Below are 26,722 nucleotides of genomic sequence, written 5' to 3' on the forward strand. Positions count from 1 at the left end.
AGAATGCGGGCGCGCTGTCACGAAACCTTTAACACCGACGCGACGTCGGGGGAGTCAATCCGAAATGCGTTCGCGCAGAAGATGCAATTCGTATTGAGCACGGGCGATCAGGGCCTGCCGGTGCCGTTCGCCTTCGGTAGAGCGGGCATTGTCCGCCGTGTTGGCATGATCGCTTGCCCAGACTTCTGAACAGGCCTCGCCCCAAAGGTTGGCGGCCCGCAGGAAAGCGGCATCGTTCGTCAGCACCGCGTCGTTGGAAAATACCGCATCGCACCGCGCCAGGATGCGCAGGTAGGCGTCCGATTGACCACGGTTCGCGGCTCCAACCGCATAGCCAAGACCCAGCGACAATGCGAAGGCGGCTGCTCCGAACGCGACGAGCGGTTCGCGGTCCTTGGCCGGTTGCGCGCCGAAGACATAGATCGACACGGTCCCGATCAATGCCAGCGCGGCGGGCACGATGTCACCAACCACCCCGTCGCGGCTGGTTCCCCCGGTGACCCCGGCGACAGTGCCGATCACTGAGAGGCCGAACATGATCGGGAACAGGGCCTGCGTGTCACTGCGCCCCTGCAACGCCGCTCCGGCGGCAAGCCCGACGACAATCATGGTGGTGATGACCGACAGGGCGATCAGGCCGAAATCGGTCAACAGTCCATCGAGGATCATTGACCTGCCTCCAATGTCTCGAGTCGCAGGGTCACCCCGATATCCGTGGCAGGCATGCCGTTGCGTTCAAAGATGTGCCGGATGTCATTCGCGATATCCTTGAGCGGATCAGTTGGCCCGGTCGTGGCACGCCCGATTGCGCAAAAGCACGTCCCGTCGCTGGCGCGGACGCCTGAAAGGAGGTTGGTGGTTGCAGCCAAATCGGGAACCGCGTTCTGCCAGTTTCCCAGTACGCTGTCTGTCGGCCAAGTCGCCAACCCGCCGTCCAGGATGTCGTTGATCACGTCTGATCCGGCAGGAGCCGCCTGATCAATCTTGATCCACTCCGTTTGCCCAAGGAGGACGCCCAAGTTGCGCTGCGTCGAGTAAGGCTCCCTGAAGTCCTGCAGTCGTGTGTCGATAAGGTTCTGCATCCGGCCCACATCTGCCAGTGGCAAGGCGCCAAGCGCGTCGACCGGAACGGTCAAGAATAGCTTCAGCGGTTCCATCTTGGCCGTTGCGGGTTGGCCGGTGGTGCTTTTCCCTGTCCCGCAGATGCAGTCCTCTTGTGCCGCGCGAGCCGCGCCAAGTATAGCGGTCGGAGACGGGCAGGACTTTTTGGGTGTGACCTGTCTGGCCATGGCCAGAACGCCCGTATTGGTCGCGTTCAGGCTCGGCGGATTGGACAGAGCCAGCTGGAAGATCGCCTTCGTGCCCGCGGGGGCGCGGTAATACGCGCCGAACGTGTTGTAGTGATGCTCTTGGGCGAGGCAGGCCATCAAGTCGAGACTGGCCCGTGCCTTGGCACTATCAGCAGCGCCGAGGTAGGCGTCTATTTCGGGTTCGCAGGTCAGGGCGGCGGCGTCGGTCGACCAGACCAGCAACAGGCCCAAAAGAGCTTTGCGCAACGACATGGAAATTCTCCGGTTCAAATAGAAGCGTACATTTATAAGATGAATGATACTCCGCCACGCGCTGCATTGGAACGAGAGAGTCCAATGGATTGGCGGTGGGGCGCCGGTATTTACGATGTTTTCACAAAGCCAATGAATTTTCAGGGAGCTTGTGCATCACTCTCAGTGCCGTGAAGTCCAGCGTTGATTCGCGGCAACTCCATAGACAATCATCATGGTTAACGGCGGTTGTTTCCCGTTTAAAAACAATAGCGTTTTTAGGGGGTTACGGGGCGATCGGCAAACTATTGCCGAAAAGACACACCCTGCCTCATTTTCGCCATTTTTTCCCGTTCCCGGCCAGTTTTTACGCAATCGGCCGAAACGGGGTGTCGCCGCGGCAGGGAATGAGCGCGTACCTTTTTCCTACTTTAGTCCTACTAGGAGAAGTTCTATGAAAAAGCTGACGATCGCTGCTATCGTTGCATCGGCCGGTTTTGCTGCCCCCGCCCTCGCATGGGAAGGCAAAGTCATTGCATGCTACGACAAGGTCTGGGTGCCCGCGAAGTACTCGACCACCCACGTGCCGCACCAGGCCGCGAAGACCAAATGGGTCTACCAGAACGGCCAGATGGTGGAAATCTACTACCCCGCCATCATGAAGGAGATGAAGACCCTCGTGAAGGAAGGGTACTACATCAAGCGCAAGGCACCCTGCCGCAACGGGAACTGATCCCGGCGACCCAGTTTACAGACTTGAAGAAGGCGTCCTATTAGCGGCGCCTTCTTTGCGTTCGGGGCTGTGGTTGCACGCGATCTCCGCCCCGGTGCCGCATTTCCCCCGCATTTGAGACAATTTCCTGCGGTAGCCCCGGCAAAAAGACAGGTCCGGAGGCCCGAGATGTCGAAAACCGCGATCATGACCGCACTTGTCGCCGCGCTGGCGCTGCCAGCCGTGGCGGATGAAACCAAGATCGACAGCAATGGCGAGCGGTACCGCCTGCTCAATTGCTACCAGAAGGTGACGGTGCCCGCGCAATTCCGGGTGACGAAGGAACTCGTCAAGAAGCCCGAACGCAAATACGTCAAGAAGGGCAACATGATCGAGCTGCGCGAATACCCCGCTGTCTATCGCGAGATCCGCACCAAGATCCGCGACGAATACATCGTCATGAAGGAAGTCGTCTGCAAGCCCGACGCGGAATAGGGCCTATTCCGCCGGGGCGCGGCGGCGCACCGGCACCTGCCGCGTGAGCCGGGCCAGCAGCCAGTTCATGCCGATACCCGTCCTGATCTCGAACAATTCGTAACGGAACCTGCGCGCGCTGACCCCGTGTTTGCGCAGGTCCTTTTTCAGCGCGTCCCGCAGGCTGGAAGGCCCGCAATAGAGGACCGTCTTGCCCGTCAGCCCGCCCGCGATGTCGGCGATGGTATCGGCATCGATCCGTCCCTGCGCGCGGCTGTGCCACGGGATGAAGTCGAGGTTGGGAAGGGTGGCGGCATGGTCCGTCATCTCCGCGACATGCGCGGCCTTGGCCGGGTCGCGGACCGTGTGGATCACCGTGACGGGGCCGTCTGCGGGTTTCAGCGCCCCCGCCATCGCGGCGAAAGGCGTGATGCCGATACCCGCCGCGACCCAGACCTGCGGACCGCGCGCGATGGCGAAGTCGCCGAAGGGGCCTTCGACACGGGCGGGCGTGCCGGCTTCAAGGCGCGACATCAGCAGGCTGGTGTAATCGCCCAGGGGCGCGATGCTGATACGCAACCGGCCATCCTCGCGCGGGGGACCGCTGAGGGTGAAGGGATGCGGTTCGGACATGCCGATTTCGGGGAAGCTGATGAAGACGAACTGGCCCGCGCGGTGCCGGAGCGCGCGGCCTTCGGAGCTCATGTTTACCACAAGCGCCTCGCCCTGACGTTCCAGCGTGTCGACGCGGTAGGCGCGGGAGGGCCGCCAGCTTCGCGGGGCCGAGGTATAGGCATAGGCCAGAAGCCCCAGCAGGCAGATACCGCCCATGTAGAGCCCAAGCGGATCGCCGTTGGCGAAGGGTTTGAGAATGAACAGGTAATGGAAGGCCGACAGCACGAAGAAGACGCCGATGAACCGGTGCGTCCATTTCCACAGGTGGTAGGGGATGAAGGTCGCGACGGTGATCGCGACGAGGATCAGAAGGCCGTAAAGGCTGATCTCTCCGGCCGTCTCCGCCGCGTCGACCAGCGCGGTTTCGCGGCCAAGCCCGCGCATGTCGGCGTCGATCGTGTCATGCAGGAAGCTCGCCGCCAGCGCCCAAAGACCCAGCCACTTGTGCAGCCGGTAGGATTCGTCGAGCGGGCCGAAGATCGCCTCGACCCCCGGCCAGCGGGTGGCGATCACCTGCGACAGGGCCATCCCGATCAGCGCCGTCATGCCGAGATACTGGCTGAAGAGCGCCAGCGTGTCGCGCCCCGCCGCGATCCCCGGCAGCCAGATCACCGGTGCCGCCATGCTTGCGGCGACTATCGCCAGACCTGCCACTCTCAATGCCATGCGCTGCCCCCTGATGGTGCGGCGCAGTGTCATTGATTAATTTCTCAGGTCAAGCGCCGGGGGCTGTTCAGGCCTGTTTCGACATCCGCTTGCGTTCGTGCGGATCGAGGTAGCGTTTGCGCAGGCGGATCGCGTTTGGCGTGACCTCGACCAGTTCGTCATCGTCGATATAGGCGATCGCCTCTTCCAGCGACATGCGCACCGGGGTGGTCAGCCGCACCGCCTCGTCCGAGCCCGAGGCGCGCACGTTGGTCAGCTTCTTGCCCTTCAGCGGGTTCACTTCCAGATCGTTGTCGCGGCTGTGCTCGCCGATGATCATGCCGGTATAGACCGGCTCCTGCGCGCCGATGAACATCCGCCCGCGCTCTTCGAGGTTCCAGAGCGCATAGGCCACGGACACGCCGTTCTCCATCGAGATCAGTACGCCCGCGCGGCGACCGGGGATCGGCCCGCGATGCGGAACCCAGCCGTGGAAGACGCGGTTCAGCACTCCGGTGCCGCGCGTGTCGGTCAGGAATTCGCCGTGATAGCCGATCAGGCCGCGAGAGGGGACATGCGCGATGATGCGCGTCTTGCCGCCCTGCTGGCGCATCTCGGTCATCTCGCCCTTGCGGGGGCCCGTCAGCTTTTCGATCACCGCGCCGGAATGTTCGTCGTCCACGTCGACGGTGACTTCCTCGACCGGTTCCAGCGTCTGTCCGTCCTCTTCGCGCATCAGGACACGGGGGCGGGAGATCGAGAGTTCGAACCCTTCGCGGCGCATGTTCTCGATGAGCACGCCCATCTGCAATTCGCCCCGGCCCGCCACGTCGAAGGCCTCGCCGCCCGGCGTGTCGGTGACCTTGATGGCGACGTTCGATTCCGCTTCTTTCATCAGGCGCTCGCGGATCACGCGCGACTGGACCTTCTTGCCATCGCGGCCCGCCAGCGGGCTGTCGTTGATGCCGAAGGTGACCGAGATGGTGGGCGGGTCGATCGGTTGCGCGTCGAGCGGTTCGTCGACGGCCAGCGCGCAGATCGTGTCGGCGACTGTGGCCTTGGACATGCCGGCGAGGCTGACGATGTCGCCCGCGACGGCCTCGTCGATGTCCTGCTGGGCGAGGCCGCGGAAGGCCTGGATCTTGGTCACGCGGAACTGTTCGATCTTCTGGCCCATGCGCGACAGCGCCTGCACCGTCGCGCCGACCTTGAGCCGCCCGGTTTCCACCCGGCCCGTCAGGATGCGGCCCACGAAGGGGTCCGCGCCGAGGGTTGTCGCCAGCATGCGGAAATCCTCGTCAGTCCTGGTGGACTGCCTCGGTTTGGGGACGTGGTTCACGATCAGGTTGAAGAGCGCGTCGAGATGCTTGCGCGGGCCGTCCAGTTCGGCATCGGCCCAGCCGGAGCGGCCCGAGGCGTAGAGATGCGGGAAGTCGAGCTGGTCGTCATCCGCTTCGAGCGAGGCGAAGAGGTCGAACACCTCGTCCAGCGCGCGGTCGGGTTCGGCATCGGGCTTGTCGACCTTGTTCAGCACGACGATGGGCCGCAGTCCCAGCGCCAGCGCCTTGGAGGTCACGAACTTGGTCTGCGGCATCGGGCCTTCGGCGGCATCGACCAGCAGCACCACGCCATCGACCATCGACAGGATGCGTTCGACCTCGCCCCCGAAATCGGCGTGGCCGGGCGTATCGACGATGTTGATCCGGGTGCCTTTCCATTCCACCGAGGTGGGCTTGGCAAAGATGGTGATCCCGCGCTCGCGTTCGAGGTCGTTGCTGTCCATCGCGCGTTCGGCCACCGCCTGATTTTCACGGAAGGCGCCCGATTGCTTCAGCAATTCGTCAACCAGCGTCGTCTTGCCGTGGTCGACGTGGGCGATGATGGCGATGTTGCGCATGTCCATGGGGGAGGCTCCGTGGTGGTTGGGCCGCGCCTTACGCTGCGGGTGCGAGAAAGACCAGAGCGAAGTGCGCGTGGCGGCCGTCGGAGCCTCCGGCGGACATATTTTGAAAGAGAAGAAGGGGGGCGTGGCGCTTAATGCGTCGCCGTGTTCGAGAAGAGGTTGATGACGAGGATGCCGCCGAGGATCATACCCATGCCGATCAGCGCGGGCGCGTCGAGGCGCTGGCCGAAGACGAGGAAGGCGAAGGTGGCGATCAGCACGATGCCGAGGCCCGACCAGATGGCATAGGCGATGCCGACGGGGATCGTCTTGAACGAGATGCCGAGGAACCAGATCGCCGCGAGAAAGCAGGTGAGCGTGACGATGGTGGGCAGCGGTCTGGTGAATTGCTCGCTCGCTTTCAGCGCGGTGGTGCCGAGCGTTTCAAACAGGATGGCGGCCAGAAGGTAGGCATAGGCGAGGGGCATGAAGGCGCTCCGGCAGGGGTGGTGTGTCGGTGCCTACCATCGCCCGGTTGCGCCGCCGCCGCCAGAGGAACCGCCCCCGAAGGAGGAGGAAGAAGACGACGACACGCGCGAGGTTGTCCATTCCGTCGTGTCGTGGTGGCCGCAATGCGGGCAGGTCACGGTGCGGCGTTTGCGCCCGCCTTGCGATTTTGTGGCGCGGACGAGCGTTTCGGTGTTGTGCCGTTGCCCGCGTTCGCCGCATTGCGGGCAGCGGGCGAGGCGCCGGCGCGCGCCGGCGACAAGGGGGCCGCCAAGCACGAAGGCTGCGATGCCGCCGACCAGCAGCCAGCCGATATCGGGGCCGGGGGAGGGGGCGTCCTCGCCTGCGAGGAAGGGCATCACGATGGCGTTGATCGTGTCCTCGGTGCCCGCTTCGATCCCCTCCTGGAAGCGGCCCTCGCGGAAGGCGGGCAGGAAGGAGCGGTCGAGCACGTCGGCGGCGAAGGCGTTCCAGTCCTGACCATAGCCCGCGCCAAGCTCGATCCGCATTTCACGGTCGGCGGCGGCGACGAGGATCAGGACGCCATCGTTGCGCGTGGCATTGCCGATGCCCCACTGGTTGAAGACGCCGGTCGCGAAGTCCTCGATCGTGGGCGGGGGCGTGGTGCCGTAGGTGTAGTCGTCCTGCCGGGTGATGGTGAGGATCGTCATCTCGACGCCGGTATCGGCGCGCAAGGTGTTCAGGCGCGCGTCGAGCCGTGCCTCGGCCGCCGGGTCGAGGAGGTCGGCGTAATCGTTGACGGTGGTGGAGGTGTAGTCAGGCCAGGTCTGTGCGGCGGCAAGGCTCGCCCAGAGGCCAAGGATCAGGATGGCAAATCGGGTCATGGAAAGGCTCGGCGTCATGAAAATATGCTGCCGAGCCTACACGATGGGCCGAATTCGACCAAGGGGTCAGTCGAGGTGGATGTGGAACCGCGCGCGGATCGCGGCATCCACGTCCGCCGGAAGGCGGGCGGGGCTGCGGGTGGCGAGGATCGCCTCTTTCCGCGCGGTGGCCTTGGCGATGAGGTCGGGCTTGCCGTTCTCGTTCCACTCCTTGGGGGAGGTGCGGTCGCCGAGCGCGGGGTAGACGTAATCGGTCTGCATCAGGCCCAGCGTCTGGTCGGAGCCGAGGTAGTGACCCGGCCCGCCCATGCAGGTGGCGCGCATCACGTCGAGGGACAGGTTGTCTTCGGTCACCTCGATCCCGCGCACGCAGCGCAGCGCCTGGCCGATCAGGTCGTCGCCGAGGATCAGGCTTTCATGGCAGAACCCGAGGAGGGAGGCGTGCATCCCCGCCGCCTCGTAGACCATGTTGAGCCCCGCAAGCCCCGCCATCACGTTCGACGTGGCCTGCTCCCACCCGGCCTGCATGTCGGGCAGCTTGGCATCGGCGATACCCGCCGCCGCACCACCGGGCAGGCCGTAGAACTTGTGCATCTGGGCGCAGCCTGCCGACAGCAGCGCCTGTTCGCCCGATCCGCCGGACATCGCACCCGTGCGCAGGTCCGACACGAAGGGCCATGTGCCGAAGATCGCCGGGTGGCCGGGTTTGATTGCGTGGACGTAGCAAAGACCGGCAAGGCATTCGGCCACCGCTTGCACGATGGCCCCGGCGATGGAGGCGGGGGCGGTGGCCCCGGCCTGTCCGGCGCTCAACAGAAGGACGGGCATGCCGCCGCGGATGCAGGCTTCCATCACCTCGCAGGATTCGGTCGCGAACTTCATCGGCGGGACGACGAAGCAGTTGGAATTGCTGACGAAGGGGCGTTCGCGCCATGCGTCCTCACCGCCCGCCATCATGTGCAGCATCTCGAGCGCGTCGGGGACGAAGGACGGTTCGGTGAAAGAGGTGCCGATGTGCTTTTTCGTGCCCGACACGCAGGCATAGATGGTGTTGAGGTCCATCTCGCGGTTGTCGGTGATGTCGCGGGCCACCATGGGCCGCTGCACGAAATGGATGTTGTCGAGCGTGTCGCAGATGCGCGCGGCGTCGTGCAGGTCCTGCAAGGTGCTGTCGCGGTAATGGCGCGCGTCCACGTCGACCATGTGCACCGCCGCGCCTGCCGTGCCGTAATGCACCCGGTGGCCCGACAGGTCGAGGTCATTGGCCGGATCGCGCCCGCAAAGCGTGATCTGCCGGTTGGCGGAGGCCAACACGTCTTCGACCAGCGCGCGGGGGAAGCGGATGCGGCCGTCGTCACCCAGCCTGGCGCCGATCGCCTCCATCGCGGCGATGCCGGAGGCCGGTGCTTCGCTCAGCCCGATCTCTTCCAGCGCGTCAAGCGCGGCGCGGTGGATCTTCTCCATCCCCTCCTGCGTAAGCGGGGTGTAGGTGCCGCCCGACAGGCCGGGGCGGATCGGGCGCATGTGGTCGGGAAGGGCCGCGGCGCGGGCGGCCTTTCGGGCGGAGCGTCCGCCGGCGCGGCGGGACACGGGGGTCTGATCGGTCATGGTTCTGCGTCTTGGTCTGGAATTGCGGGAAGGGCGGCGGATGCGACCTTAAGGGCGCCCGCGCGCGGCACGGCCCCGCTCCGCCCCGATGGTGCGGATGATGAGGGCCACTTTCCAAACGTCTCCGGTCATGGATATCAGCGTGACCGACGCGCCGGCGTCCTGTCCAGACCTTTTGCGACAGGATCGCCTGTTTGCGACGCTTGGCAACGGGGCGGGGGCGGCGCATAAGCGGGGGATGGGCCGGACTTTCGACTTCACTCTCACCGCAACGGACGGGCGCGCGCGGACCGGCGTGATCGACACGCCGCGCGGTGCCATTCGCACGCCCGCCTTCATGCCGGTGGGGACCGCCGCGACCGTGAAGGCGATGCTGCCGGAATCGGTGGCCGCCACCGGCGCCGACATCCTGCTCGGCAACACCTATCACCTGATGCTGCGGCCCACGGCAGAGCGGATCGCGCGGCTGGGGGGACTGCACGGGTTCATGAACTGGGACCGGCCGATCCTGACCGACTCGGGCGGGTTCCAGGTGATGAGCCTTGCCGAGTTGCGCAAGCTGACCGAGGAGGGCGTGACCTTCCGCAGCCATATCGACGGCTCGCGCCACATGCTCACGCCCGAGCGGTCGATGGAGATCCAGCGGCTACTGGGGTCGGACATCGTGATGTGTTTCGACGAATGCCCGGCGCTGCCCGCCGACCGGGACCGCATCGCCGACAGCATGGAATTGTCGATGCGCTGGGCGGCGCGGTCCAAGGCGGCGTTCGGTGACCGGCCCGGACATGCGCTGTTCGGCATCCAGCAGGGCGGGCTGGAAGAGGACCTGCGCAAGGCAAGCGCCGAGGCGCTGGTGGATATCGGGTTCGATGGCTACGCCGTGGGCGGGCTGGCCGTGGGCGAGGGGCAGGAGGCGATGTTTGCCTGCCTCGATTACGCGCCGGAGCAGCTGCCGCAGGACAAGCCGCGTTACCTGATGGGCGTGGGCAAGCCCGACGACATCGTCGGCGCGGTCAAGCGCGGGATCGACATGATGGATTGCGTGCTCCCCTCGCGCTCGGGGCGCACCGGGCAGGCATGGACGCGGCGCGGACAGGTCAACATCAAGAACGCCCGCCACGCCGACGACCCGCGCCCGCTGGACGAGGCCTGCGCGTGCCCCGCCTGCCGCAGCTATTCCCGCGCCTACCTGCACCACGTCTTCCGCGCGGGAGAGATGATCTCGGGCATGCTGCTGACATGGCACAACCTGCATTATTACCAGGACCTGATGGGCCGGATGCGAGATGCGATTTCATCGGGGGAATTCAACGCGTTCGAGCGTGAATTTCATGCCGAGCGCGAAGCGGGCGACATCCCGCCCCTGTGATCTCAGCGTCCGGCGTCCCGCACCGCGGCCGCGATCATCGGCGCGATGCGCTGGGCGCCGGTGCTGTCGGCCGGGTGGTCATCGTCGAAGTAAAGCGGCTTGCCGGTGTCGTCGAAAATCGCGCAACGCCCGCCGGCTTGCATGTCGCAGAACGCCTCTGCCGTCCTGACTCGCGTGATGCGGTCGCGTTCGGCCAGCCGCCCGATCATCGCCAGCACGTCGGCGTTCCGCTCCAGATAGCGGTCATAGGACACGTCCGACGGGCAGGCGGCCGTCCCGTTCATGGCGCAGCGCGCGGCGAGCCGGGGCACGGACCAGCCGATCTCGGGCACGGGATCGACCAGCACGAGGGCGGCCTTTTCCGACAGCGCGGCAAGCGCCTCTTCGAACCGGGCAAGGATCGCGGCGCGCCGCGCGGCAGGGTCGGCACTGGCCAGCCGTTCGGGCCATGTATCGACAACCACCGGGCCGCCACGTTCGTGCCCGCCTTCGCCATTGTCGAACCGCGTGCCGTCCACGTAAAGCGCCCAGCGTTGGGCGATCACGATCACGGGCGCGTCGGTCTTTTCGGCATAGTCGAGAATGCCGTCCTGGTACGTGATGCAGTCGCGCGGGTCGCCCTTGTCGAGACGCGTCAACCCGCCGACCGCCGGGCATCCCGCATGCGCCGCGACATAGGCCGTCCGGCCTTCCTGCGCGAGCGCGTCGATGCTGCGCCCGGACAGCGCGATCATGTGGCTGTCGCCCATCAGGATCGCGTCGGGCGGTGCGTCGGCATCGGCGCCGGGGGTCGAACATCGGGGCCACGGATGGGCGGGTTTCGACTTGCCGGGCTTGGCAAGGCAGGGCCTGGTCTGCGCCGGGCGGTCGTCGAGATAGGCGATCTGCGCCCGTGCCTCGGGGGACAACCGGGTGGGAAGGCCCTCGGTCTGGAACCCCCAGATACCCAGCCCCAGCAGCGCCGCGCCGAGAACCGCGAAGGTGCCGAACAGGGCCGGGCGGCGCGGCAGGACCGGCCCCGAGCGGCGCCGGAAGGGCTGTTCCACGAACCGCCAGCTGATCGCGGCGAGCCCAAGGCTCATGGCCGAGAGACCGAGCATGACGGCGATGCTGGGCTCTCCCATCAGCCGGATGCGGGCGAAGGCGAAGAGCGGCTGGTGCCACAGGTAGGCCGAGTAGCTGATCAACCCGATCCAGACGAACGGCCGCAGGGACAGGAACCGACCCACCCGCGTCTCCGCGCCGCCCACCAGGAGGATCAGCGCGGCCCCCGCCACCGGCAGGACGGTCCAGGGGCCGGGAAACACCGTACCCCGATCAACCAGAAAGAAGGCGGCAAGGATCATCAGGAGACCCGCGAAGGTCCCGGCCTCGCGGCCCCTACGGCTCCAGTCGCGGGTGGAAAACGCGCAAAGCGCCCCGGCGCCGATCTCCCAGAAGCGTGCGGGTGAGAAATAGAACAGCCGTTGCGGATCGGTGCCGGACGCCGTGAGCGCAAGCACCAGGCTCAGCGCCGTCAGGATCGCCACGGCGATGAAGGCCCCGCGCCGTCCGAACCGCCACACGAGCGCCAGAAGCGGCGGAAAGAACAGGTAGAACTGTTCTTCCACCGCAAGGCTCCACGTGTGCAGAAGAGGCTGCAACTCCGCGGCATCGTTGAAATAATCGACCTCGCCTGCGAAGTAGAAGTTCGACAGGAAGACCACGATCGACAGGCTGCCCGCGAAATCCTCGAACTCGTCGGGCAGCATCCACGCCCATGCGAAGGGGATACAGACCGCGATCACGAGGAACAGCGCGGGCAGGATGCGCCGGACCCGCCGTTCATAGAAATGCGCGATGGAATAGCGCCCCTGTGCCAGGTCGTTCAGCAAGAGCCCGGTGATCAGGTAGCCCGAGATCACGAAAAAGATGTCGACCCCGATGAACCCGCCATCGGCACCCGGTATGCCGGCGTGGAACAGGATCACCGGCAGGACCGCCACGGCGCGAAGCCCGTCGATATCGGAACGGTAGCGCATCATGTCGATCTCCGGTCGTCTGCGACCGATCTAGCGGGCGAGGGGTGCGCCGCGCAAGATCCCGCGCGCCCTTTGCAGCCCGCGGTGTGGCACCGAGAGCCCGGTACATGCACCGATCCGGGGTTGGACAGGTGCCGGTCCGGTGGGCACAATGGCGCCATTGAATTTTCAGCGAGGAATTGGAAATGCACAGAATTGTCTGCATGGCGACGCTTGTCGCCGGCCTGGGTGGCCAGGCTGCCGCCGAAGGCTGGGCCGTGGCCGACCTGGGGCCGACCCCCGACATGGAGCAATGCATGGTGAACGCCAAACGGGTCTTTGCCCGGTTTTCCCTGTTCAACACCTTCGAGGTCGGCGACCGGACGGACGACGAATGGATCGTCTACCAGTGGGACATGAACGAGGCGGGCGACGACGCGATCATCGTCTGCCTTGAAACGGACGGCGCGCCGCACGCCTTCCTGTCGATCTTTTCCAACGACCGGGCCCCGGCCGAGATCCGCGACCGCCTGAGCGAGGATTTCAAGACCTACCGCTATTGACCGGGCCGGACGTGTGCCGCTCCCGCATGCGCGGATCGCCCCGCCCGCCGTCCCGTCAGGTGATCAGCACCAGCGCATAGGCGCAGGCGGCGATCTGCACCAGTTGCAGCACGACCGACGCCCCGTGCAGGCGCTTGAAGCCCGCCGTATCGCCCGCATCCGTCGCGGCATTGATCCGTGGCATCAGGACCTGCCGCGCATAAATCGTGCTGCCGCAGATCGCGCCCAGCAGCGCCGCGCCGAGTAGGGAGGCCGACATGGCCGTGAGCGCGGCCGCCCCGGCCACGCCGATCACGACAAGGTAGTAATAGGGAAACGTGCCGCGCAGGATCGGGCGCGTCTGCTCCAGCCCCAGCAATTTGAACAGCACCGGCGCGAAACCGAAGCTGAAAAAGACCATGCCGCCGAAAAGCGCCGCCGTCAGAAGAAGGGCCACCACCTGCATGGGCAGGGAGATAATCCGTCCGCGCCAAGGTCAACAGATTATTCGGCGACGATGTCCCAGTTGGCTTGTGTCTCGCCGGCGAAGCGTGCAGGTTTCACCGCAATGAGCAGCCCCGGTTGACGCCCCTGCGCGACAACCCCACATATACCACCTGACCGGAGACGGACCATGCTGCCGCATATCGGGGCGGGCCCGTCTTGCTAGAAAAAGGAACAGATATGAGAGAACCTCTCAACGCGTCCTATCCCGTTCTGCCACTGCGCGACATCGTGGTCTTCCCCCACATGATCGTGCCGCTGTTCGTGGGGCGGGACAAATCGGTTCGGGCGCTTGAAGACGTGATGGCCGATGACAAGCAGATCCTGCTGTCATCGCAGCGTGACCCGGCCGAGGACGACCCCGATGCACAGGGCATCTTCCAGGCCGGTGTGCTGGCCAATGTGCTGCAATTGCTGAAACTTCCCGACGGGACCGTGAAGGTTCTGGTGGAAGGGCAGGCGCGTGTGCGCATCACCGAATATCTCGACAATGACGACTTCTTCGAGGCCCGTGCCGAGTACCTGACCGAGATGCCAGGCGACACCGCCACGACCGAGGCGCTGGTGCGCTCGGTGGCGGAAGAGTTCGAACGCTACGCCAAGGTCAAGAAGAACATCCCCGAGGAAGCACTGGGCGCCGTGGCCGAGGCCGACGAGCCCGCCAAGCTTGCCGACCTCGTGGCCGGCCATCTCGGGATCGAGGTCGACCAGAAGCAGGACCTTCTGGAAACGCTCAGCGTGAGCGAGCGACTGGAGAAGGTGTATGGCCTGATGCAGGGGGAGATGTCCGTCCTGCAGGTTGAGAAGAAGATCAAGACGCGCGTGAAGTCGCAGATGGAGCGGACCCAGCGCGAGTACTACCTCAACGAGCAGATGAAGGCCATCCAGAAGGAACTGGGCGATGGCGAGGACGGCTCGAACGAGGTGGCGGAACTGGAAGCCAAGATCGCCGAGACCAAGCTGTCGAAAGAGGCCCGCGAAAAGGCCGAGGGCGAGCTGAAGAAGCTGAAGAACATGAGCCCGATGTCGGCCGAGGCGACGGTGGTGCGCAACTACCTTGACTGGATGCTGTCGATCCCGTGGGGCGTGCGGTCGCGCGTCAAGAAGGATCTGGGCCGCGCCCAGAAGATCCTCGACGACGATCACTACTCGCTCGACAAGGTGAAGGAACGCATCGTCGAATACCTCGCCGTGCAGCAACGCTCGAAAAAGCTGAAGGGGCCGATCATGTGCCTCGTCGGTCCTCCGGGCGTGGGTAAGACGTCGCTTGGCAAATCGGTCGCCAAGGCCACGGGGCGCGAATTCATTCGCATCTCGCTGGGTGGTGTGCGCGACGAGTCCGAAATCCGCGGCCACCGCCGGACCTATATCGGCTCGATGCCCGGCAAGATCATCCAGGCGCTGAAGAAGGCGAAAACCACCAACCCGCTGATCCTGCTCGATGAAATCGACAAGATGGGGCAGGATTTCCGGGGTGACCCTGCCTCGGCCATGCTGGAAGTGCTGGACCCGGAACAGAACTCGACCTTCGTCGATCACTACCTCGAGGTCGAATATGACCTCAGCGACGTGATGTTCCTGACGACGTCGAACTCCTACAACATGCCGGGCCCGCTTCTGGACCGGATGGAGATCATTCCGCTGTCGGGCTACACCGAGGACGAGAAGGCCGAGATCGCTAAGCGTCACCTGCTGTCGAAGCAGGTCAAGAACCACGGGCTCAAGAAAGGCGAGTTCGAGGTGACGGACGAGGCGCTGACCGACATCATCCGCTACTACACCCGCGAGGCGGGCGTGCGGAACCTTGAACGCGAGCTGGCCAAGCTGGCGCGCAAGGCGGTCACCCAGATCGTGAAGAAGGACGTTGAAAGCGTTGTTATCACGCCGGAAAACCTGTCCGACTACCTTGGCGTACGCAAGTATCGCTTTGGCCTCGCCGAAGACGAGAACGCCGTGGGCGTGGTGACCGGGCTTGCCTACACGTCCGTTGGCGGCGACCTGCTGCATATCGAGGCGCTGAAACTGCCGGGCAAGGGCCGGATGAAGACCACCGGTACGCTGGGCGACGTGATGAAGGAGTCGATCGACGCGGCCTCCAGCTATGTCCGGTCGATCTCGCCCGAGATCGGGGTCAAGCCGCCGCAGTTCGAAAAGATCGACATCCACGTGCACGTGCCGGACGGGGCCACGCCCAAGGACGGGCCGTCCGCCGGCCTTGCGATGGTCACGGCGATCGTGTCGGTCCTGACGGGCATCCCGGTGCGCAAGGACATCGCCATGACGGGCGAGGTCACGTTGCGCGGCAATGCGTCCGCCATCGGCGGGTTGAAGGAGAAACTCCTCGCGGCGCTCCGCGGCGGCATCAAGACGGTGCTGATCCCGCGCGAGAACGAAAAGGACCTCGCCGAGATCCCCGACAATGTGAAGGAAGGGCTCGACATCATCCCGGTCGACCACGTTCAGGACGTGCTGAAACACGCGCTGATCGAGGCGCCGACGCCGGTCGAATGGGACGAGGATGCCGAAGAGGCTGCAGCGGCGGCCCGGCGTGACGACCACGCGGCCAGCGCCGTCACGCACTGACATCACGGGGTAAGCCAATTGAAAGGGCCACGCCGATCCGGCGTGGCCCTTTTCTGTTCTAGTTCGTCAGGGCGGTGCCCAGCACGGCGATGGTCAGGAACACCACCAGCATCTCCGCGTTTCCGGACGATGCCTGCGCGGTTGCGTCCTCGACGATGACGTCCTGGTCGATCACGGCAGTCGACGGGCCATCGGCCCAACCCGGCGCCGCGACAGCCGCGCCAAGGGCAGCGGCCAACACGATCTTCTTCATTTATACGTCCTTTCCCCCAGCGTATGACCCAATTTGGTAGCCGTCGGCATGCCGGTGGTCAACATAATCCGTGGACGCGGGGCTTCGCCGCGAAATTCGCTCAAACGCTCTTGCACCGCTAGCCGACCGAGGCTAAACGCAAGGCCCGGATGGGTGATTAGCTCAGTGGTAGAGCGCTTCGTTCACATCGAAGATGTCAGGAGTTCGAATCTCTTATCACCCACCACTTCCCCTTTCGCAGAGCCGCCGGTGGCGAGGCCGCCCATCAGGGCGGATGAGCATTCGCCCTAGACCAGCCGCGACACGTCCTTCGCGGCGCGGATGAAATCGGCGAACAGGGGATGCGGCTCGAACGGTTTCGACTTCAGCTCGGGATGAAACTGCACGCCGATGAACCACGGGTGATCTTCCCATTCCACGATCTCGGGCAGCCGCCCGTCCGGTGACATGCCGGTGAATTTCAGACCCACCGCTTCCAGCTGGTCGCGGTAGGTCAGGTCGACTTCGTAACGGTGGCGATGGCGTTCGTCGATCTGCGTCGCGCCATAGATTTCCGCCACTTTCGACCCCTCCGCCAGCACCGCGTCATAAGCGCCCAACCGCATCGTGCCGCCCTTGTCGTCGGTGACCTTGCGTTCGACCTTGGCGTTGCCCTGCACCCATTCCTTCAGGTGATAGACGACCGGCTCGAACCGCTTCTTGCCCGCCTCGTGGTCGAATTCCTCCGACCCGGCGGTCTTCAGCCCCGCCACATTGCGCGCCGCCTCGATCACCGCCATCTGCATGCCGAGGCAGATGCCAAGGTAGGGCACCTTCCGCTCCCGCGCGAACTGCGCGGCGCGGATCTTGCCCTCGGTCCCGCGTTCGCCGAACCCGCCGGGGACGAGGATCGCGTGGAAGCCTTCAAGATGCGGGGCGGGGTCCTCGGTTTCGAACAATTCGGCGTCGACCCACTCGATCTGCACCTTCACGCGGTTGGCCATGCCGCCATGGGTCAGCGCCTCGGCGATGGATTTGTAGGCGTCTTCCAGCTGCGTGTACTTGCCCACGATCGCCACCTTCACCGCGCCCTCGGCGTGGAAGATGCGGTCGGCCACGTCCTCCCACCGGTCCAGCTGCGGCTTCGGCGCGGGCGTGATCTGGAACGCGTCCAGCACCGCCTGGTCCAGCCCCTCGCGGTGATAGGCCAGCGGCGCCTCGTAGATGGATTTGAGGTCCTGCGCCGCGATCACGCTGTCGGGGCGCACGTTGCAGAACAGCGCCAGCTTCTCGCGCTCCTTCACCGGGATCGGGCCCTCGGACCGGCAGACGAGGATGTCGGGTGCCAGCCCGATCGACCGCAACTCCTTGACCGAGTGCTGGGTGGGCTTGGTCTTCAACTCGCCCGAGGCCTTGATGAAGGGCAGAAGCGTCAGGTGCATGAACACGCATTGCCCGCGCGGCTTGTCCTGTGCGAACTGGCGGATGGCCTCGAAGAAGGGCAGGCCCTCGATGTCGCCAACCGTGCCTCCGATCTCGCACAGCATGAAATCGACCTCGTCCTCGCCGATGCGGATGAAGTCCTTGATCTCGTTGGTGACGTGCGGGATCACCTGGATCGTCTTGCCAAGGTAGTCGCCGCGCCGTTCGCGTTCGAGCACGTTGGTATAGATGCGCCCGGAACTGATGCTGTCGGTCTTGCGCGCGGGCACGCCCGTGAAGCGTTCGTAATGGCCGAGGTCGAGGTCGGTTTCCGCCCCGTCATCGGTGACGAAGACCTCGCCATGTTCGAACGGGCTCATCGTGCCGGGATCGACGTTCAGGTAGGGATCGAGCTTGCGCAGGCGAACCGAGAACCCGCGCGCCTGCAACAGCGCGCCAAGGGCGGCGGATGCCAGCCCCTTGCCCAGCGATGATACGACTCCGCCGGTGATGAAAATGAACCGCGCCATTGTCTGACTGCTCTCCCCGTGACCTTGCGCGCCTTGTTCTGACGGGCGCGTGACTTGTTGTGCCTGGGCCGAAAACGGTGCTTCGGAAACCCCTCGCCACGGGAATCCAGTATAGGCGGATTCGCATCGCCGACACAAGGCTGCCGCAACATGATGATGCGTCAGCCTGATTGTTAACAAAGTGTGGTGGTGACCCTGCGCCGCCGCCTCAGTCGAGCGTCGGCACCAGCGGATCGTCCGCGCCACCGCTCGGCGGCGGCAGCAGGCCATCGAGCGCGGGCAGCGACGGATCGGCCGGTTCCTCGCTCGCCGGGGCCGCCGGATCTGTCAGCCGGTCGATCACCGAGGACCCGGCAGAGTTCTGCGCCGCGAAGATCGTCAGCGTCATCGACGTGATGATGAACGCGATGGCCAGCACCCAGGTCACCTTGCCAAGGGCCGTGGCCGCCGACCGGCCCGACACGGCGCCACCGCCGCCTCCGCCGATACCAAGGCCACCGCCTTCCGAGCGCTGCATCAGCACGACGCCGATCAGCGCCAGCGCCAACAACAGGTGAATGATCAGGACGACGTTTTCCAAGCCCGGAGCCCTTCGTTTGCCATGCGTTCCGCCCATGTAAGCGCAAGTCGGGCGGGGGGCAACCCGTCGATGCTGGACAGAGCGCACTCGTCGCGTCACTGTCGCGTCATGCCACACGATCACGGCGACGCGCCCCCGCATACCCTGCTGCCGTCCGAGCCCGAATTGCGGGTGAAGGCGCTCGAATCGCTTCTGGTGGCCAAGGGCCTCGTGGACCCGGCGGCGGTCGACGCCATCGTCGACCAGATGCAGAATCACGTCGGTCCTCGCGCCGGTGCGCGGGTGGTCTCCCGCGCATGGACCGACCCGGCATTCCGTGCCCGCATCCTCGATGACGCGATGCCCGACCTGATCGAGATGGGCCTGACCGGCGCGCAGGGCGAACATGTCGTCGTCGTCGAGAACACGCCCGACACCCATAACGTCGTCGTCTGCACCTTGTGCTCCTGCTACCCGTGGCCCCTGCTTGGCGTGCCGCCCGCGTGGTACAAGTCCGACGCTTACCGCGCCCGCGTCGTGCGCGAGCCGCGCAAGGTGCTGGCCGAATTCGGGCTCGACCTGCCCGCGGATCAGGCCGTGCGTGTCTGGGACTCCACGGCAGAAACCCGCTACCTCGTCCTGCCGATGCAACCCGACGCGGCGCGGGGCCTCGATGCCGACGCGCTCGAGGCATGGGTCACCCGCAATGCCATGGTCGGCACCGGCCTGCCCGAGGCCCCGGCATGAGCCGCGTGCACGACATGGGCGGGCGGTTCGGGGACGGGCCGGTCGACGCCACCGAATACCCCGCCTTCAAGGCCGATTGGGAGACGCGGGCCCACGCGCTGACAACCGCCGCGATGCCGCTGGGCGGCTGGACGATCGATGCCCGCCGACATGGCCGCGAATGCCTGCCGCCCGCGACCTACATGGCGCTGAGTTACTACGAGAAATGGCTCGCGGGTCTGACCGACATGCTGGTGGCGGGTGGCGTGCTGACGGGCGAGGAATTGCAAAGCGGTACGCCCGGTGCCGCCCCCGCCGACATGCAGGCGCGCAAGCTCACGCCCGAGGCGGTTGCCGCCGCCGCCGGGCGCCGCGTGCCCTACACCCGTGACGTGGACGACCCGCCCGCCTTTGCCGTCGGCCAGTCCGTCGTGACCCGCACGCGTCCGTTCAATGTCTTCGTTGCGGGTGGCCATACCCGGTTGCCCGCTTATGCCGCGGGGCTGACGGGCCGCGTCCTGCGCCATCACGGCGCGCATGTCCTGCCCGATGCCGCCGCGCACGGGCTGGGCGAGCGGCCCGAACACCTGTACGCGGTGGCCTTCGCGGCGGGTGACCTGTGGGAGGCGCCCGAACACCCGCGGGACGAGGTCGTGGTCGATCTCTGGCAATCCTACCTGCGCGCGCCATGACCGCGCCGCCGGGGTTCGACGCGCCGTGGCAGGCCCAGCTTTACGCCGTGACCCGCGCGCTGGAAGGAGAGGGGCTGTTCACCGCCGCCGAATGGTCCGACGCGCTTGGCGCCGCGCTCGATGAGGCGCGGGCCGACGGGCCGGTCGATGGCGGTCCGGGCTACTGGTTGGCATGGATGGCGGCGCTGGAAGGTCTGTTGCGGCAGCGATCGGGGATCGAAGCGGCAGAGATCGCCGAAAAGGTCACGGCATGGCGCGCGGCGTATCTTTCAACGCCGCACGGACAGCCGGTTCGGCTGGACGGCTGACTCAGCCCGCTTCGCGGTCGTCGTCCGGGCGATAGCCGATGCGGTCCGACGCGGTGAACTGGCCACCTTGCGTCTTCTCGATCTTGCCCTCGCGCAGAAGCACGCCAAAGCTGCGCAGACGGTCCTCGCGGGAATAGGTCACCGATTCCGCGCTGCGCACCTTGGTCATCAGCTGCGGGCGCGAGAACGCGTCGCGTTTCTCGACAAAGCGCATGTAGGCCGCCGCCGCTTCGAGGAGGTCGGGCAATTCCGACGCGCCCATCTCTTCGGCGAACTCGGCAAAGCTGACATCGCCGTCGATTTCCAGCGTCTCGTCCTCGCCTCCGTCGGCGATGGCCGACAGGGCCGACACGCGGCGCGGGCGGACGGGGGCCACGGGCTCGGCAGGTGAATCGATGCGCTGTTCGGCCACCAGTTGCAGCGGCGCGGGCTTGACGTCGTCCGGGCGCGCATCGCGTGCCGAACCGGAGCTGACCGGGCGGCGGGGGCGCACGACTTCGTCAAGGTCGTTGCGGTAGGCTTCGCTGTCTGACTGCGGATCGCGGGCCAGATCCTCGTCCTCGCGCGTGGCGGCCACGGCGGCGCGCAGATGCGAGATCGCGTTGCGGCGCTGGCGGCCCGACGGTTCGGCCATTTCCGAATCCGCCTTGTCGAGCAGGCGCGAGACCTCGTCGTCATGCTCGGCCACACCGGCGCGCATCAGGACGTCACGGCCCGGAGCGCCAGCCCCTGCCGCGGTCATGGCGTCGTCTTCGTCCTCGTAATCCTCGTCCGCGTCGTCGTCCTCATACGCGTCCATGCCTGCCGTCATGTCGGCGGCGTGGTCCGGCGTGTCGTCTTCATCTTCGTCTTCGGCGGGCTCCTCCGCCTCGGCGGCAACGGCGGCCAGCGCCGCCTGCAGATCGGCTTCATCCGCATCCGACAGCGTGCTTTCGCGCGCGGGCTTGGCGGCGGCGGGCTGCGGCTCGGGCGTGTCTTCGGCATCCTCCGATGCCGCGTCATCCGCGTCCACTTCCTCCAGCATGCCCGAGGACACGGCCTTTTCGAACTCGGTCCGCTTGACCTTGATCACGCGGGCCGCGATCGGCGCGCGCGGTGCGGGTTCGGCTTCGGCCTTGGGCGCGTCGTCTTCGTCCGCCGCGTTATCCTCGTCGTCGGCCTGCATCTGGTCGAGGACATTGGCGATGGTGTCCGCCGGGGCCGGGGCTTCCGCCGCGACCGACATGTCTTCAAGATCGCCCGGCTCCTCGAACGCGGTGTCGGCCTCGGCATGTTCGTCCTCGGTGAACCCGTCGTCGCTGGCCTCGCCCTTGCGCGACACGACCTGGCGGATGCGCGCCAGCTTGGCGGCAACGCTCGACAATTCGGGAGCAGGGGCAGGAGCAGGTTCGGGCACGACTTCGGCCTCGACCTCGTCGGCGGCCTCGTCCTCGGCACGGAGGTCGGCGGGCGCATCCTCGACGGACGCTTCGTAATCCTCTTCCTCACCGTCCTCGTCGTCGTGGTCCGCGCCCTCTGTCAGGGCGGCGATGGCGGCCAGGTCGACCTCGGGTTCGGGCGCTTCCTCCGGCTCGGTTGCGGCAGCATCCTCGGCGGGCGCGTCCGCTTCGGCGTCCTGCGCCTCGGCTTCCGCATCCATGTCATCCGCATCGGCCTCGGCTACCGTGGCCGCGTCTTCGTCCGCATCCCCGATATCCGCGTGATCCTCTTCCGCCGCCTCTTCGGCTTCGGCGGAGGCCTCTTCCGCACCGCCGTCCTCACCGTCGTCCTCGTCTTGGAGGTCAAGCGCGCTGACATCGGCATCGGCCTCGGCCACGATGGCCTCGTCTTCGGCGGGCGCGTCGGTGACGTCATCTTCGGCATCATCCGCCGGCGTTTCATCCGCGATGGCAGCAGCACCGGCAGCGGCCAGGGCAGGGGTGGCCGCGCGCAGGTGGATACCGGACGTGTCGGAATGTGCCTCGACCCGGCGGGCGATCTCCTTCTCCGCGATCCGGGCGAGCATCTCGGCATCGGGCGTCGGCGGTTCGGCCCCGAAATACCGGTCATCCGCCGCGAGGTCGCGGAAATACTCCGCAATCGCCTTCATCGTGTCGAACGAGTCCTCGAATCCCTCGAGGGTGCACGAAAACGTGCCATAGGACACAGTAAGAATCTTGTTTGACTGATTCATGGAGTGCTCACTTCCACTTCTGCCTCGGATCAAGCGTTTACCATGTCGGCCGCGACAAAAGCGGCCCGAATCTGCGGTCATTACCGTATCATTTTAAGGCCGGATTGTGTTCTGTTTCCATTTTCGACAATAAAGCGGCGATGTCTGAAGAATTGGTTCATACCGATGCGCCGGTGCTTCTGGTGGGTGCGGGAAAGGCAAAGGCGCGCGACATCCACGCCCTGCGGGACCGTGCCGGGCTGGTGGTGGCCGCCGATGGCGGGGCGCTGACGCTGGACCGTCTGGGCATCGTGCCGGACCGCGTGATCGGTGACATGGACTCGCTGCCCGAAGGCCTGCGCGCCCGCCTTGATCCCGGCCGCGTGCACGAGATCGCCGAGCAGGACAGCACCGATTTCGAGAAATGCCTGTCGCGCATCAACGCGCCGCTGGTGCTTGCCGCGGGCTTCCTCGGACGGCGCATGGATCATTCGCTTGCCGCGCTGTCGGGCCTCGTCCGCCACGCCGCAACGCCTTGCGTGCTGGTCGGCGCGCGCGACGTGATCGCCCATGTGCCTGACCGCCTGACGCTGGATGTGGATGCAGGCACGCGCGTCTCTCTCTACCCGCTGGCCGAGGTCCGGGGCCGCGGCACCGGCCTGCACTGGCCCATCGACGGGCTGACCCTGTCACCCATGGGGCGGATCGGGACGTCGAACCGCGCGACCGGCCCGGTCACGCTGGAAATGGAGGGGGCGGGCTGCCTCGTCCTGCTGCCCAGATCGTGCCTCGACGCGCTGGTCAGGGGGTTGGCGGGGTGACGATGGTGACCCGCCGTTCGCGCCAGACGACGTAAAGCCCGGCGGTCATGATGACGAGAATCCCGATCGCGGCCAGACCGTTCGGCAAATCGCGGAACACGACCCAGCCGATGGCGGTGGCGAACGGTATTTCAAGGTATTGCATGGGCGCCAAGGTGGCCGACGGCGCGTAGCGCAGCGACCACGTCATCAAAAGGTGCGCGGCGGTGCCAAGCAGGCCGATCGCGATCAGAAGCGTCCATTCAAAGGAGGTCGGGGTCACGAAGGTCAGTCCCGCCACCCCCAGCGGATGGGTGATCAGGAAAACCGGTGCCAGCCCCACAGTCGCCATCACGCCGGACACCGCCTGAAGCGAGATCGGGTCGGTCTCTTTCGCGATCTGGCGGGTGACCAGCATGAACAGGGCGAAATTGATCGCCACGACCACCGGCAGAAGGGCGGGCCAGCCGACCTCGGCAAAGGAGGGCTGCACCACCATCAGCGTCCCCACGAACCCGACCGCGCAGGCGCCGAACCGCCGCCACCCGATTTCCTCTTCCAGCACGTAATGGCCGAGGATCAGCATGATGAAGGGCATGACGAAAGCAATCGCGACCGCATCGGCAAGCGGCAGGAACTTGAGCGCGGTCACCATCGCCCAGATGCCGAAGACATGCATGACGGTGCGCAGCGCGGTCAGCCCCAGCACCCGACGCGACATCCGCCATGGCCGCGCGGCCAGCCAGACCAGCGGGATCAGAAGCACCGCCTGCACCGCGAAGCGCACGAAGACAAGCTGGCTGATCGGGATGGTCTGGCCGAGAATCTTGGCAACGGCATCTCCCAACGGCGCGATCGCGCAGAAGAGGAGCATCAGAATTATCCCTAGAAGCGGGCGGTCGCCTGTCATGTCAAAAAGCTAAGTGCGTTTTTCTCCATTGGCAATCAGGAGTTGTGCGGAAAAGGCGAAGCTGTTGTCTCCCTGACCCTTGGTCAATCGGCGGGGTGCTCAACAATTGGGTATGTTGACCGCGAGACCTCCCAGAGAGGTCTCCTTGTACTTCTCGCTCATGTCCGCACCGGTCTGGCGCATCGTCTCGATGCAGGCGTCAAGCGGGACAAGGTGCGTCCCGTCGCCCCGCAGGCTGAGCGAGGCCGCCGACACCGCCTTGATCGCGCCAAGGCCGTTGCGTTCGATGCAGGGAACCTGCACGAGGCCGCGCACCGGGTCGCACGTCATGCCGAGGTGATGTTCGAGCGCGATCTCGGCGGCGTTCTCGACCTGCTCGGGCGTGCCGCCCATCACCGCGCAAAGGCCCGCCGCCGCCATCGCGCTGGCGCTGCCGACCTCCGCCTGGCACCCGGCCTCGGCGCCCGAGATCGAGGCGTTGAACTTCACCAGCCCGCCGATGGCGGCGGCGGTCATCAGGAAATCCTCCACCCGCGCTTCGGACGCGCCAGGCACGTGGTCGAGGTAATAGCGCAAGGTCGCGGGCACCACGCCCGCGGCGCCATTGGTAGGCGCGGTCACGATCTGCCCCCCGGCGGCGTTTTCCTCGTTCACCGCCATGGCATAGACGCTGATCCAGTCGTTGATCGTGTGCGGCGCGGTCAGGTTCATGCCGCGTTCGGCCAGAAGCGCCTGGTGGATGCCGCGCGCCCGGCGCTTGACGCCAAGGCCGCCCGGCAGCGTGCCGTCCGCCTCCAGCCCGCGGTCGATGCAGTCGCGCATCACCTGCCAGACGCGCGCCACGTCCGGCGTCACGTCGCCCCGGCGCGAGCGTTCGTTGGCGCGCTTCATCTCGGCGATGGACTTGCCCGAGGTCTCGGCCATTTCCAGCATCTCGGCGGCGGTCTGGAACGGGTAGGGGACGGGCGGGCCGGTATCGGTATCGCGGCCTTCCTCAAGCTCGGCCTCGGTCAGGACGAACCCGCCGCCGATGGAATAATAGGTCTCGCTCAGGATGACATCGCCTTGTGCATCCGTGGCTTGCAGCTGCATCCCGTTGGCGTGGCCGGGCAGGGCGGGGCCGAAATCGAACCGCAGATCGGCGCGCGGATCGAAGGCGAGCGGCGGCAGGTCGGGCGGGGTGATCGTGTGGGTGTCGCGGATCGCGGCCAGCAGGGCCTCGGCCTTCTCGTGGTCGTACCGGTCGGGCAGCACGCCTGCGAGGCCGAGGATCGTCGCCCGGTCCGTCGCGTGGCCGACACCGGTATGCGCCAGCGAGCCGTGCAGCGAGGCGCGCAACCCGTGCGCGGCGAAGGGCGCGGCGCGCAAGCGGTCGAGGAACCGGCCCGCCGCCACCATCGGCCCCATCGTGTGGGACGAGGACGGGCCGACGCCGATCTTGAACATGTCGAGGACGGATAGGAACATGGGATCGCGCGGTCGCCTTTGTAGACTGTTGCGCCGGTCTATTGCGCCGGGTCGCCCGATACCATCGCGAAAGCGACCGATTTGGCCGCGGAGCGCCAGACCTCACAGATCGAGATGCAGGACAGGCAGCCTCCGCCCCGGTACCGAACCGGAGGGCGCATGCCCCGTCACGGTGGCGCCCATGCGCTCGTAGACGGGCCTCGCGCCGGGATCGGCCTCGATCCGCAGGCGCCGCGCGCCGCGTGTCCGCGCCTTGTCGCAGGCCCAGACGAACAGCGCCCGCCCGATGCCGCGCCCCATCGCGGGCGGGTCGATGAACAGCAATTCCAGGTCCGCCCCGGCCCCGGTCACCCCCACCGCCGCGACACCCAGAAGCGCGGCACCATCGGCGGCCACCTGCATGTCGAACGCCCCGAGGTCGTGCGTGGTGAGGGTCAGCTCGTCCCGGCAGGCCTCGATGAAAGCGGCGTCATAGCCCCAATGCGCCTTGGACCGCATGCACAGGGCAGAAAGGGCGGGAAGGTCGTCTTCGGCAGCCGCGCGAAAGCCTAGGCGCATGCGGCCTTTTCGGCCTCGGCCATCGCGTCCGCCGTCGCTTCGAGCGACAACAGGATCGAGGCATGGCGGTTCTTGTATTCGCGCGCAGGTTGTAAAACCTCCAGCCCGTCAAAGGGCGCGTCCGGCACCGGGCCGTCCTTTTTCAGCATCGCGCGCAGCGCGTCGCGCGCGGCTTCGACCTCGGCCCGCGTGCGTCCCACGATGGCGCGGCCCACGACCGACGCCGCCGCCTGTCCCAGCGCGCAGGCCTTCACGTCCTGCCCGTAGCCGCTGATGCGCCCGTCCTCGACGTTGATGTCGACCGTCACCGTGGAGCCGCAAAGCGGCGCGCGCTTCATCACCGTCGCGTCGGGCGCGGGCAACCGATCCGTCAACGGCATGTCGGCGGCGAGCGCAAGGATGCGCGAGGAATAGAGTTTGATCAGGTCACTGTCGGACATGGCGTTTCCCGCACGGCTGTGGTGAAAAGATAAGGCGTC

The 26,722-nt window shown here is 66.1% G+C and carries 26 protein-coding genes and 1 tRNA gene; 10 read left to right on the plus strand and 17 right to left on the minus strand.

Features of this window, described 5'->3' with window-relative positions; translation table 11 throughout:
• Positions 1-54 precede the first annotated feature (54 nt).
• Together ATO11_RS15480 and ATO11_RS15485 are read right to left on the minus strand one after the other, a co-directional pair.
• Complete coding sequence (locus ATO11_RS15480) at positions 55-669, minus strand: hypothetical protein (RefSeq protein ID WP_050531814.1); 615 nt, start codon at positions 667-669, stop codon at positions 55-57.
• A complete protein-coding gene (locus tag ATO11_RS15485; protein WP_050531815.1) occupies positions 666-1,562 on the minus strand; it encodes a hypothetical protein in 897 nt (298 codons plus the stop codon). Before ATO11_RS15485 ends, ATO11_RS15480 begins: the two co-directional genes overlap by 4 nt.
• A 433-nt stretch (positions 1,563-1,995) precedes the next feature.
• Here ATO11_RS15485 and ATO11_RS15490 point away from each other — a divergent pair, with 433 nt between their 5' ends.
• Together ATO11_RS15490 and ATO11_RS15495 are read left to right on the plus strand one after the other, a co-directional pair.
• Complete coding sequence (locus tag ATO11_RS15490; RefSeq protein WP_050531816.1) at positions 1,996-2,274, plus strand: hypothetical protein; 279 nt, start codon at positions 1,996-1,998, stop codon at positions 2,272-2,274.
• A 168-nt stretch (positions 2,275-2,442) separates the two neighbouring features.
• On the plus strand, positions 2,443-2,748 hold the full coding sequence (locus ATO11_RS15495; protein ID WP_050531817.1) for a hypothetical protein: 306 nt from the start codon (positions 2,443-2,445) through the stop codon (positions 2,746-2,748).
• A gap of 3 nt (positions 2,749-2,751) precedes the next feature.
• On the opposite strand, the gene ATO11_RS15500 is transcribed toward ATO11_RS15495, so the two are convergent.
• The 5 genes from ATO11_RS15500 to ATO11_RS15520 form a co-directional block, all read right to left on the minus strand.
• On the minus strand, positions 2,752-4,026 hold the full coding sequence (locus tag ATO11_RS15500; RefSeq protein ID WP_050531818.1) for a ferredoxin reductase family protein: 1,275 nt from the start codon (positions 4,024-4,026) through the stop codon (positions 2,752-2,754).
• 109 nt (positions 4,027-4,135) lie between these two features.
• Positions 4,136-5,950, minus strand: a complete 1,815-nt coding sequence (typA, locus tag ATO11_RS15505) for a translational GTPase TypA (RefSeq protein WP_050531819.1) — start codon at positions 5,948-5,950, stop codon at positions 4,136-4,138.
• Positions 5,951-6,081: 131 nt separating this feature from the next.
• Positions 6,082-6,417: a DMT family transporter gene (locus ATO11_RS15510; protein ID WP_050531820.1), complete on the minus strand. Its 336-nt coding sequence runs from the start codon at positions 6,415-6,417 to the stop codon at positions 6,082-6,084.
• A gap of 33 nt (positions 6,418-6,450) precedes the next feature.
• Positions 6,451-7,281, minus strand: coding sequence for a TPM domain-containing protein (locus ATO11_RS15515; protein ID WP_050531821.1), 831 nt, complete (start codon positions 7,279-7,281; stop codon positions 6,451-6,453).
• A 66-nt stretch (positions 7,282-7,347) separates the two neighbouring features.
• A complete protein-coding gene (locus tag ATO11_RS15520) occupies positions 7,348-8,889 on the minus strand; it encodes a trimethylamine methyltransferase family protein (protein WP_050531822.1) in 1,542 nt (513 codons plus the stop codon).
• Positions 8,890-9,127: 238 nt separating this feature from the next.
• On the opposite strand from ATO11_RS15520, the gene tgt reads away from it, so the two are divergent.
• Positions 9,128-10,258, plus strand: coding sequence for a tRNA guanosine(34) transglycosylase Tgt (gene tgt, locus ATO11_RS15525; protein WP_050531892.1), 1,131 nt, complete (start codon positions 9,128-9,130; stop codon positions 10,256-10,258).
• Positions 10,259-10,260: 2 nt separating this feature from the next.
• Here the strand turns inward: tgt and ATO11_RS15530 are convergent, their stop codons facing one another.
• On the minus strand, positions 10,261-12,282 hold the full coding sequence (locus ATO11_RS15530) for an acyltransferase family protein (RefSeq protein ID WP_050531823.1): 2,022 nt from the start codon (positions 12,280-12,282) through the stop codon (positions 10,261-10,263).
• A gap of 182 nt (positions 12,283-12,464) precedes the next feature.
• On the opposite strand from ATO11_RS15530, the gene ATO11_RS15535 reads away from it, so the two are divergent.
• Positions 12,465-12,821, plus strand: coding sequence for a hypothetical protein (locus tag ATO11_RS15535; RefSeq protein ID WP_134643139.1), 357 nt, complete (start codon positions 12,465-12,467; stop codon positions 12,819-12,821).
• Positions 12,822-12,876: 55 nt separating this feature from the next.
• Here ATO11_RS15535 and ATO11_RS15540 read toward each other — a convergent pair whose 3' ends face one another.
• The gene (locus ATO11_RS15540) at positions 12,877-13,266 is read right to left on the minus strand and encodes a DUF4149 domain-containing protein (protein ID WP_050531825.1); all 390 of its coding nucleotides are present in this window, start codon (positions 13,264-13,266) and stop codon (positions 12,877-12,879) included.
• A gap of 218 nt (positions 13,267-13,484) precedes the next feature.
• Here ATO11_RS15540 and lon point away from each other — a divergent pair, with 218 nt between their 5' ends.
• Positions 13,485-15,887, plus strand: coding sequence for an endopeptidase La (gene lon, locus ATO11_RS15545; protein WP_050531826.1), 2,403 nt, complete (start codon positions 13,485-13,487; stop codon positions 15,885-15,887).
• A gap of 58 nt (positions 15,888-15,945) precedes the next feature.
• On the opposite strand, the gene ATO11_RS15550 is transcribed toward lon, so the two are convergent.
• Positions 15,946-16,140: a hypothetical protein gene (locus ATO11_RS15550; RefSeq protein WP_050531827.1), complete on the minus strand. Its 195-nt coding sequence runs from the start codon at positions 16,138-16,140 to the stop codon at positions 15,946-15,948.
• A 151-nt stretch (positions 16,141-16,291) separates the two neighbouring features.
• Here ATO11_RS15550 and ATO11_RS15555 point away from each other — a divergent pair.
• Positions 16,292-16,366 (plus strand) — tRNA-Val (locus tag ATO11_RS15555).
• A 61-nt stretch (positions 16,367-16,427) separates the two neighbouring features.
• Here ATO11_RS15555 and ATO11_RS15560 read toward each other — a convergent pair.
• The gene (locus ATO11_RS15560) at positions 16,428-18,071 is read right to left on the minus strand and encodes a CTP synthase (protein ID WP_050531828.1); all 1,644 of its coding nucleotides are present in this window, start codon (positions 18,069-18,071) and stop codon (positions 16,428-16,430) included.
• Positions 18,072-18,279: 208 nt separating this feature from the next.
• Entirely contained in the window at positions 18,280-18,651 is a 372-nt protein-coding gene (gene secG / locus ATO11_RS15565) for a preprotein translocase subunit SecG (RefSeq protein ID WP_050531829.1), read from the minus strand.
• A 108-nt stretch (positions 18,652-18,759) separates the two neighbouring features.
• Between secG and nthA the strand changes: the two genes are divergently transcribed.
• From nthA to ATO11_RS15580, 3 genes are read left to right on the plus strand one after another with little or no spacing between them, the layout of a single operon-like run.
• The gene (gene nthA / locus ATO11_RS15570) at positions 18,760-19,377 is read left to right on the plus strand and encodes a nitrile hydratase subunit alpha (protein ID WP_050531830.1); all 618 of its coding nucleotides are present in this window, start codon (positions 18,760-18,762) and stop codon (positions 19,375-19,377) included.
• Complete coding sequence (gene nthB / locus ATO11_RS15575; RefSeq protein ID WP_050531831.1) at positions 19,374-20,048, plus strand: nitrile hydratase subunit beta; 675 nt, start codon at positions 19,374-19,376, stop codon at positions 20,046-20,048. Before nthA ends, nthB begins: the two co-directional genes overlap by 4 nt.
• A complete protein-coding gene (locus ATO11_RS15580; protein ID WP_050531832.1) occupies positions 20,045-20,356 on the plus strand; it encodes a nitrile hydratase accessory protein in 312 nt (103 codons plus the stop codon). Before nthB ends, ATO11_RS15580 begins: the two co-directional genes overlap by 4 nt.
• A gap of 1 nt (position 20,357) precedes the next feature.
• On the opposite strand, the gene ATO11_RS22200 is transcribed toward ATO11_RS15580, so the two are convergent.
• The gene (locus ATO11_RS22200; protein ID WP_165586990.1) at positions 20,358-22,529 is read right to left on the minus strand and encodes a hypothetical protein; all 2,172 of its coding nucleotides are present in this window, start codon (positions 22,527-22,529) and stop codon (positions 20,358-20,360) included.
• 140 nt (positions 22,530-22,669) lie between these two features.
• Here ATO11_RS22200 and ATO11_RS15590 point away from each other — a divergent pair, with 140 nt between their 5' ends.
• On the plus strand, positions 22,670-23,329 hold the full coding sequence (locus tag ATO11_RS15590) for a thiamine diphosphokinase (protein ID WP_050531834.1): 660 nt from the start codon (positions 22,670-22,672) through the stop codon (positions 23,327-23,329).
• Here ATO11_RS15590 and ATO11_RS15595 read toward each other — a convergent pair.
• From ATO11_RS15595 to ATO11_RS15610, 4 genes are all read right to left on the minus strand, one after another.
• Entirely contained in the window at positions 23,310-24,218 is a 909-nt protein-coding gene (locus tag ATO11_RS15595) for a DMT family transporter (RefSeq protein WP_050531835.1), read from the minus strand. The two genes, ATO11_RS15590 and ATO11_RS15595, sit on opposite strands and share 20 nt — an antisense overlap.
• A gap of 99 nt (positions 24,219-24,317) precedes the next feature.
• Positions 24,318-25,685, minus strand: a complete 1,368-nt coding sequence (locus ATO11_RS15600) for an L-serine ammonia-lyase (RefSeq protein WP_050531836.1) — start codon at positions 25,683-25,685, stop codon at positions 24,318-24,320.
• A 102-nt stretch (positions 25,686-25,787) separates the two neighbouring features.
• Positions 25,788-26,243: a GNAT family N-acetyltransferase gene (locus tag ATO11_RS15605; protein WP_050531837.1), complete on the minus strand. Its 456-nt coding sequence runs from the start codon at positions 26,241-26,243 to the stop codon at positions 25,788-25,790.
• Positions 26,234-26,683, minus strand: a complete 450-nt coding sequence (locus ATO11_RS15610) for an iron-sulfur cluster assembly scaffold protein (protein ID WP_050531838.1) — start codon at positions 26,681-26,683, stop codon at positions 26,234-26,236. Before ATO11_RS15610 ends, ATO11_RS15605 begins: the two co-directional genes overlap by 10 nt.
• Positions 26,684-26,722: the final 39 nt, after the last annotated feature.

Origin of the sequence: Pseudaestuariivita atlantica (assembly GCF_001205715.1) — a bacterium.
GTDB lineage: Bacteria > Pseudomonadota > Alphaproteobacteria > Rhodobacterales > Rhodobacteraceae > Pseudaestuariivita > Pseudaestuariivita atlantica.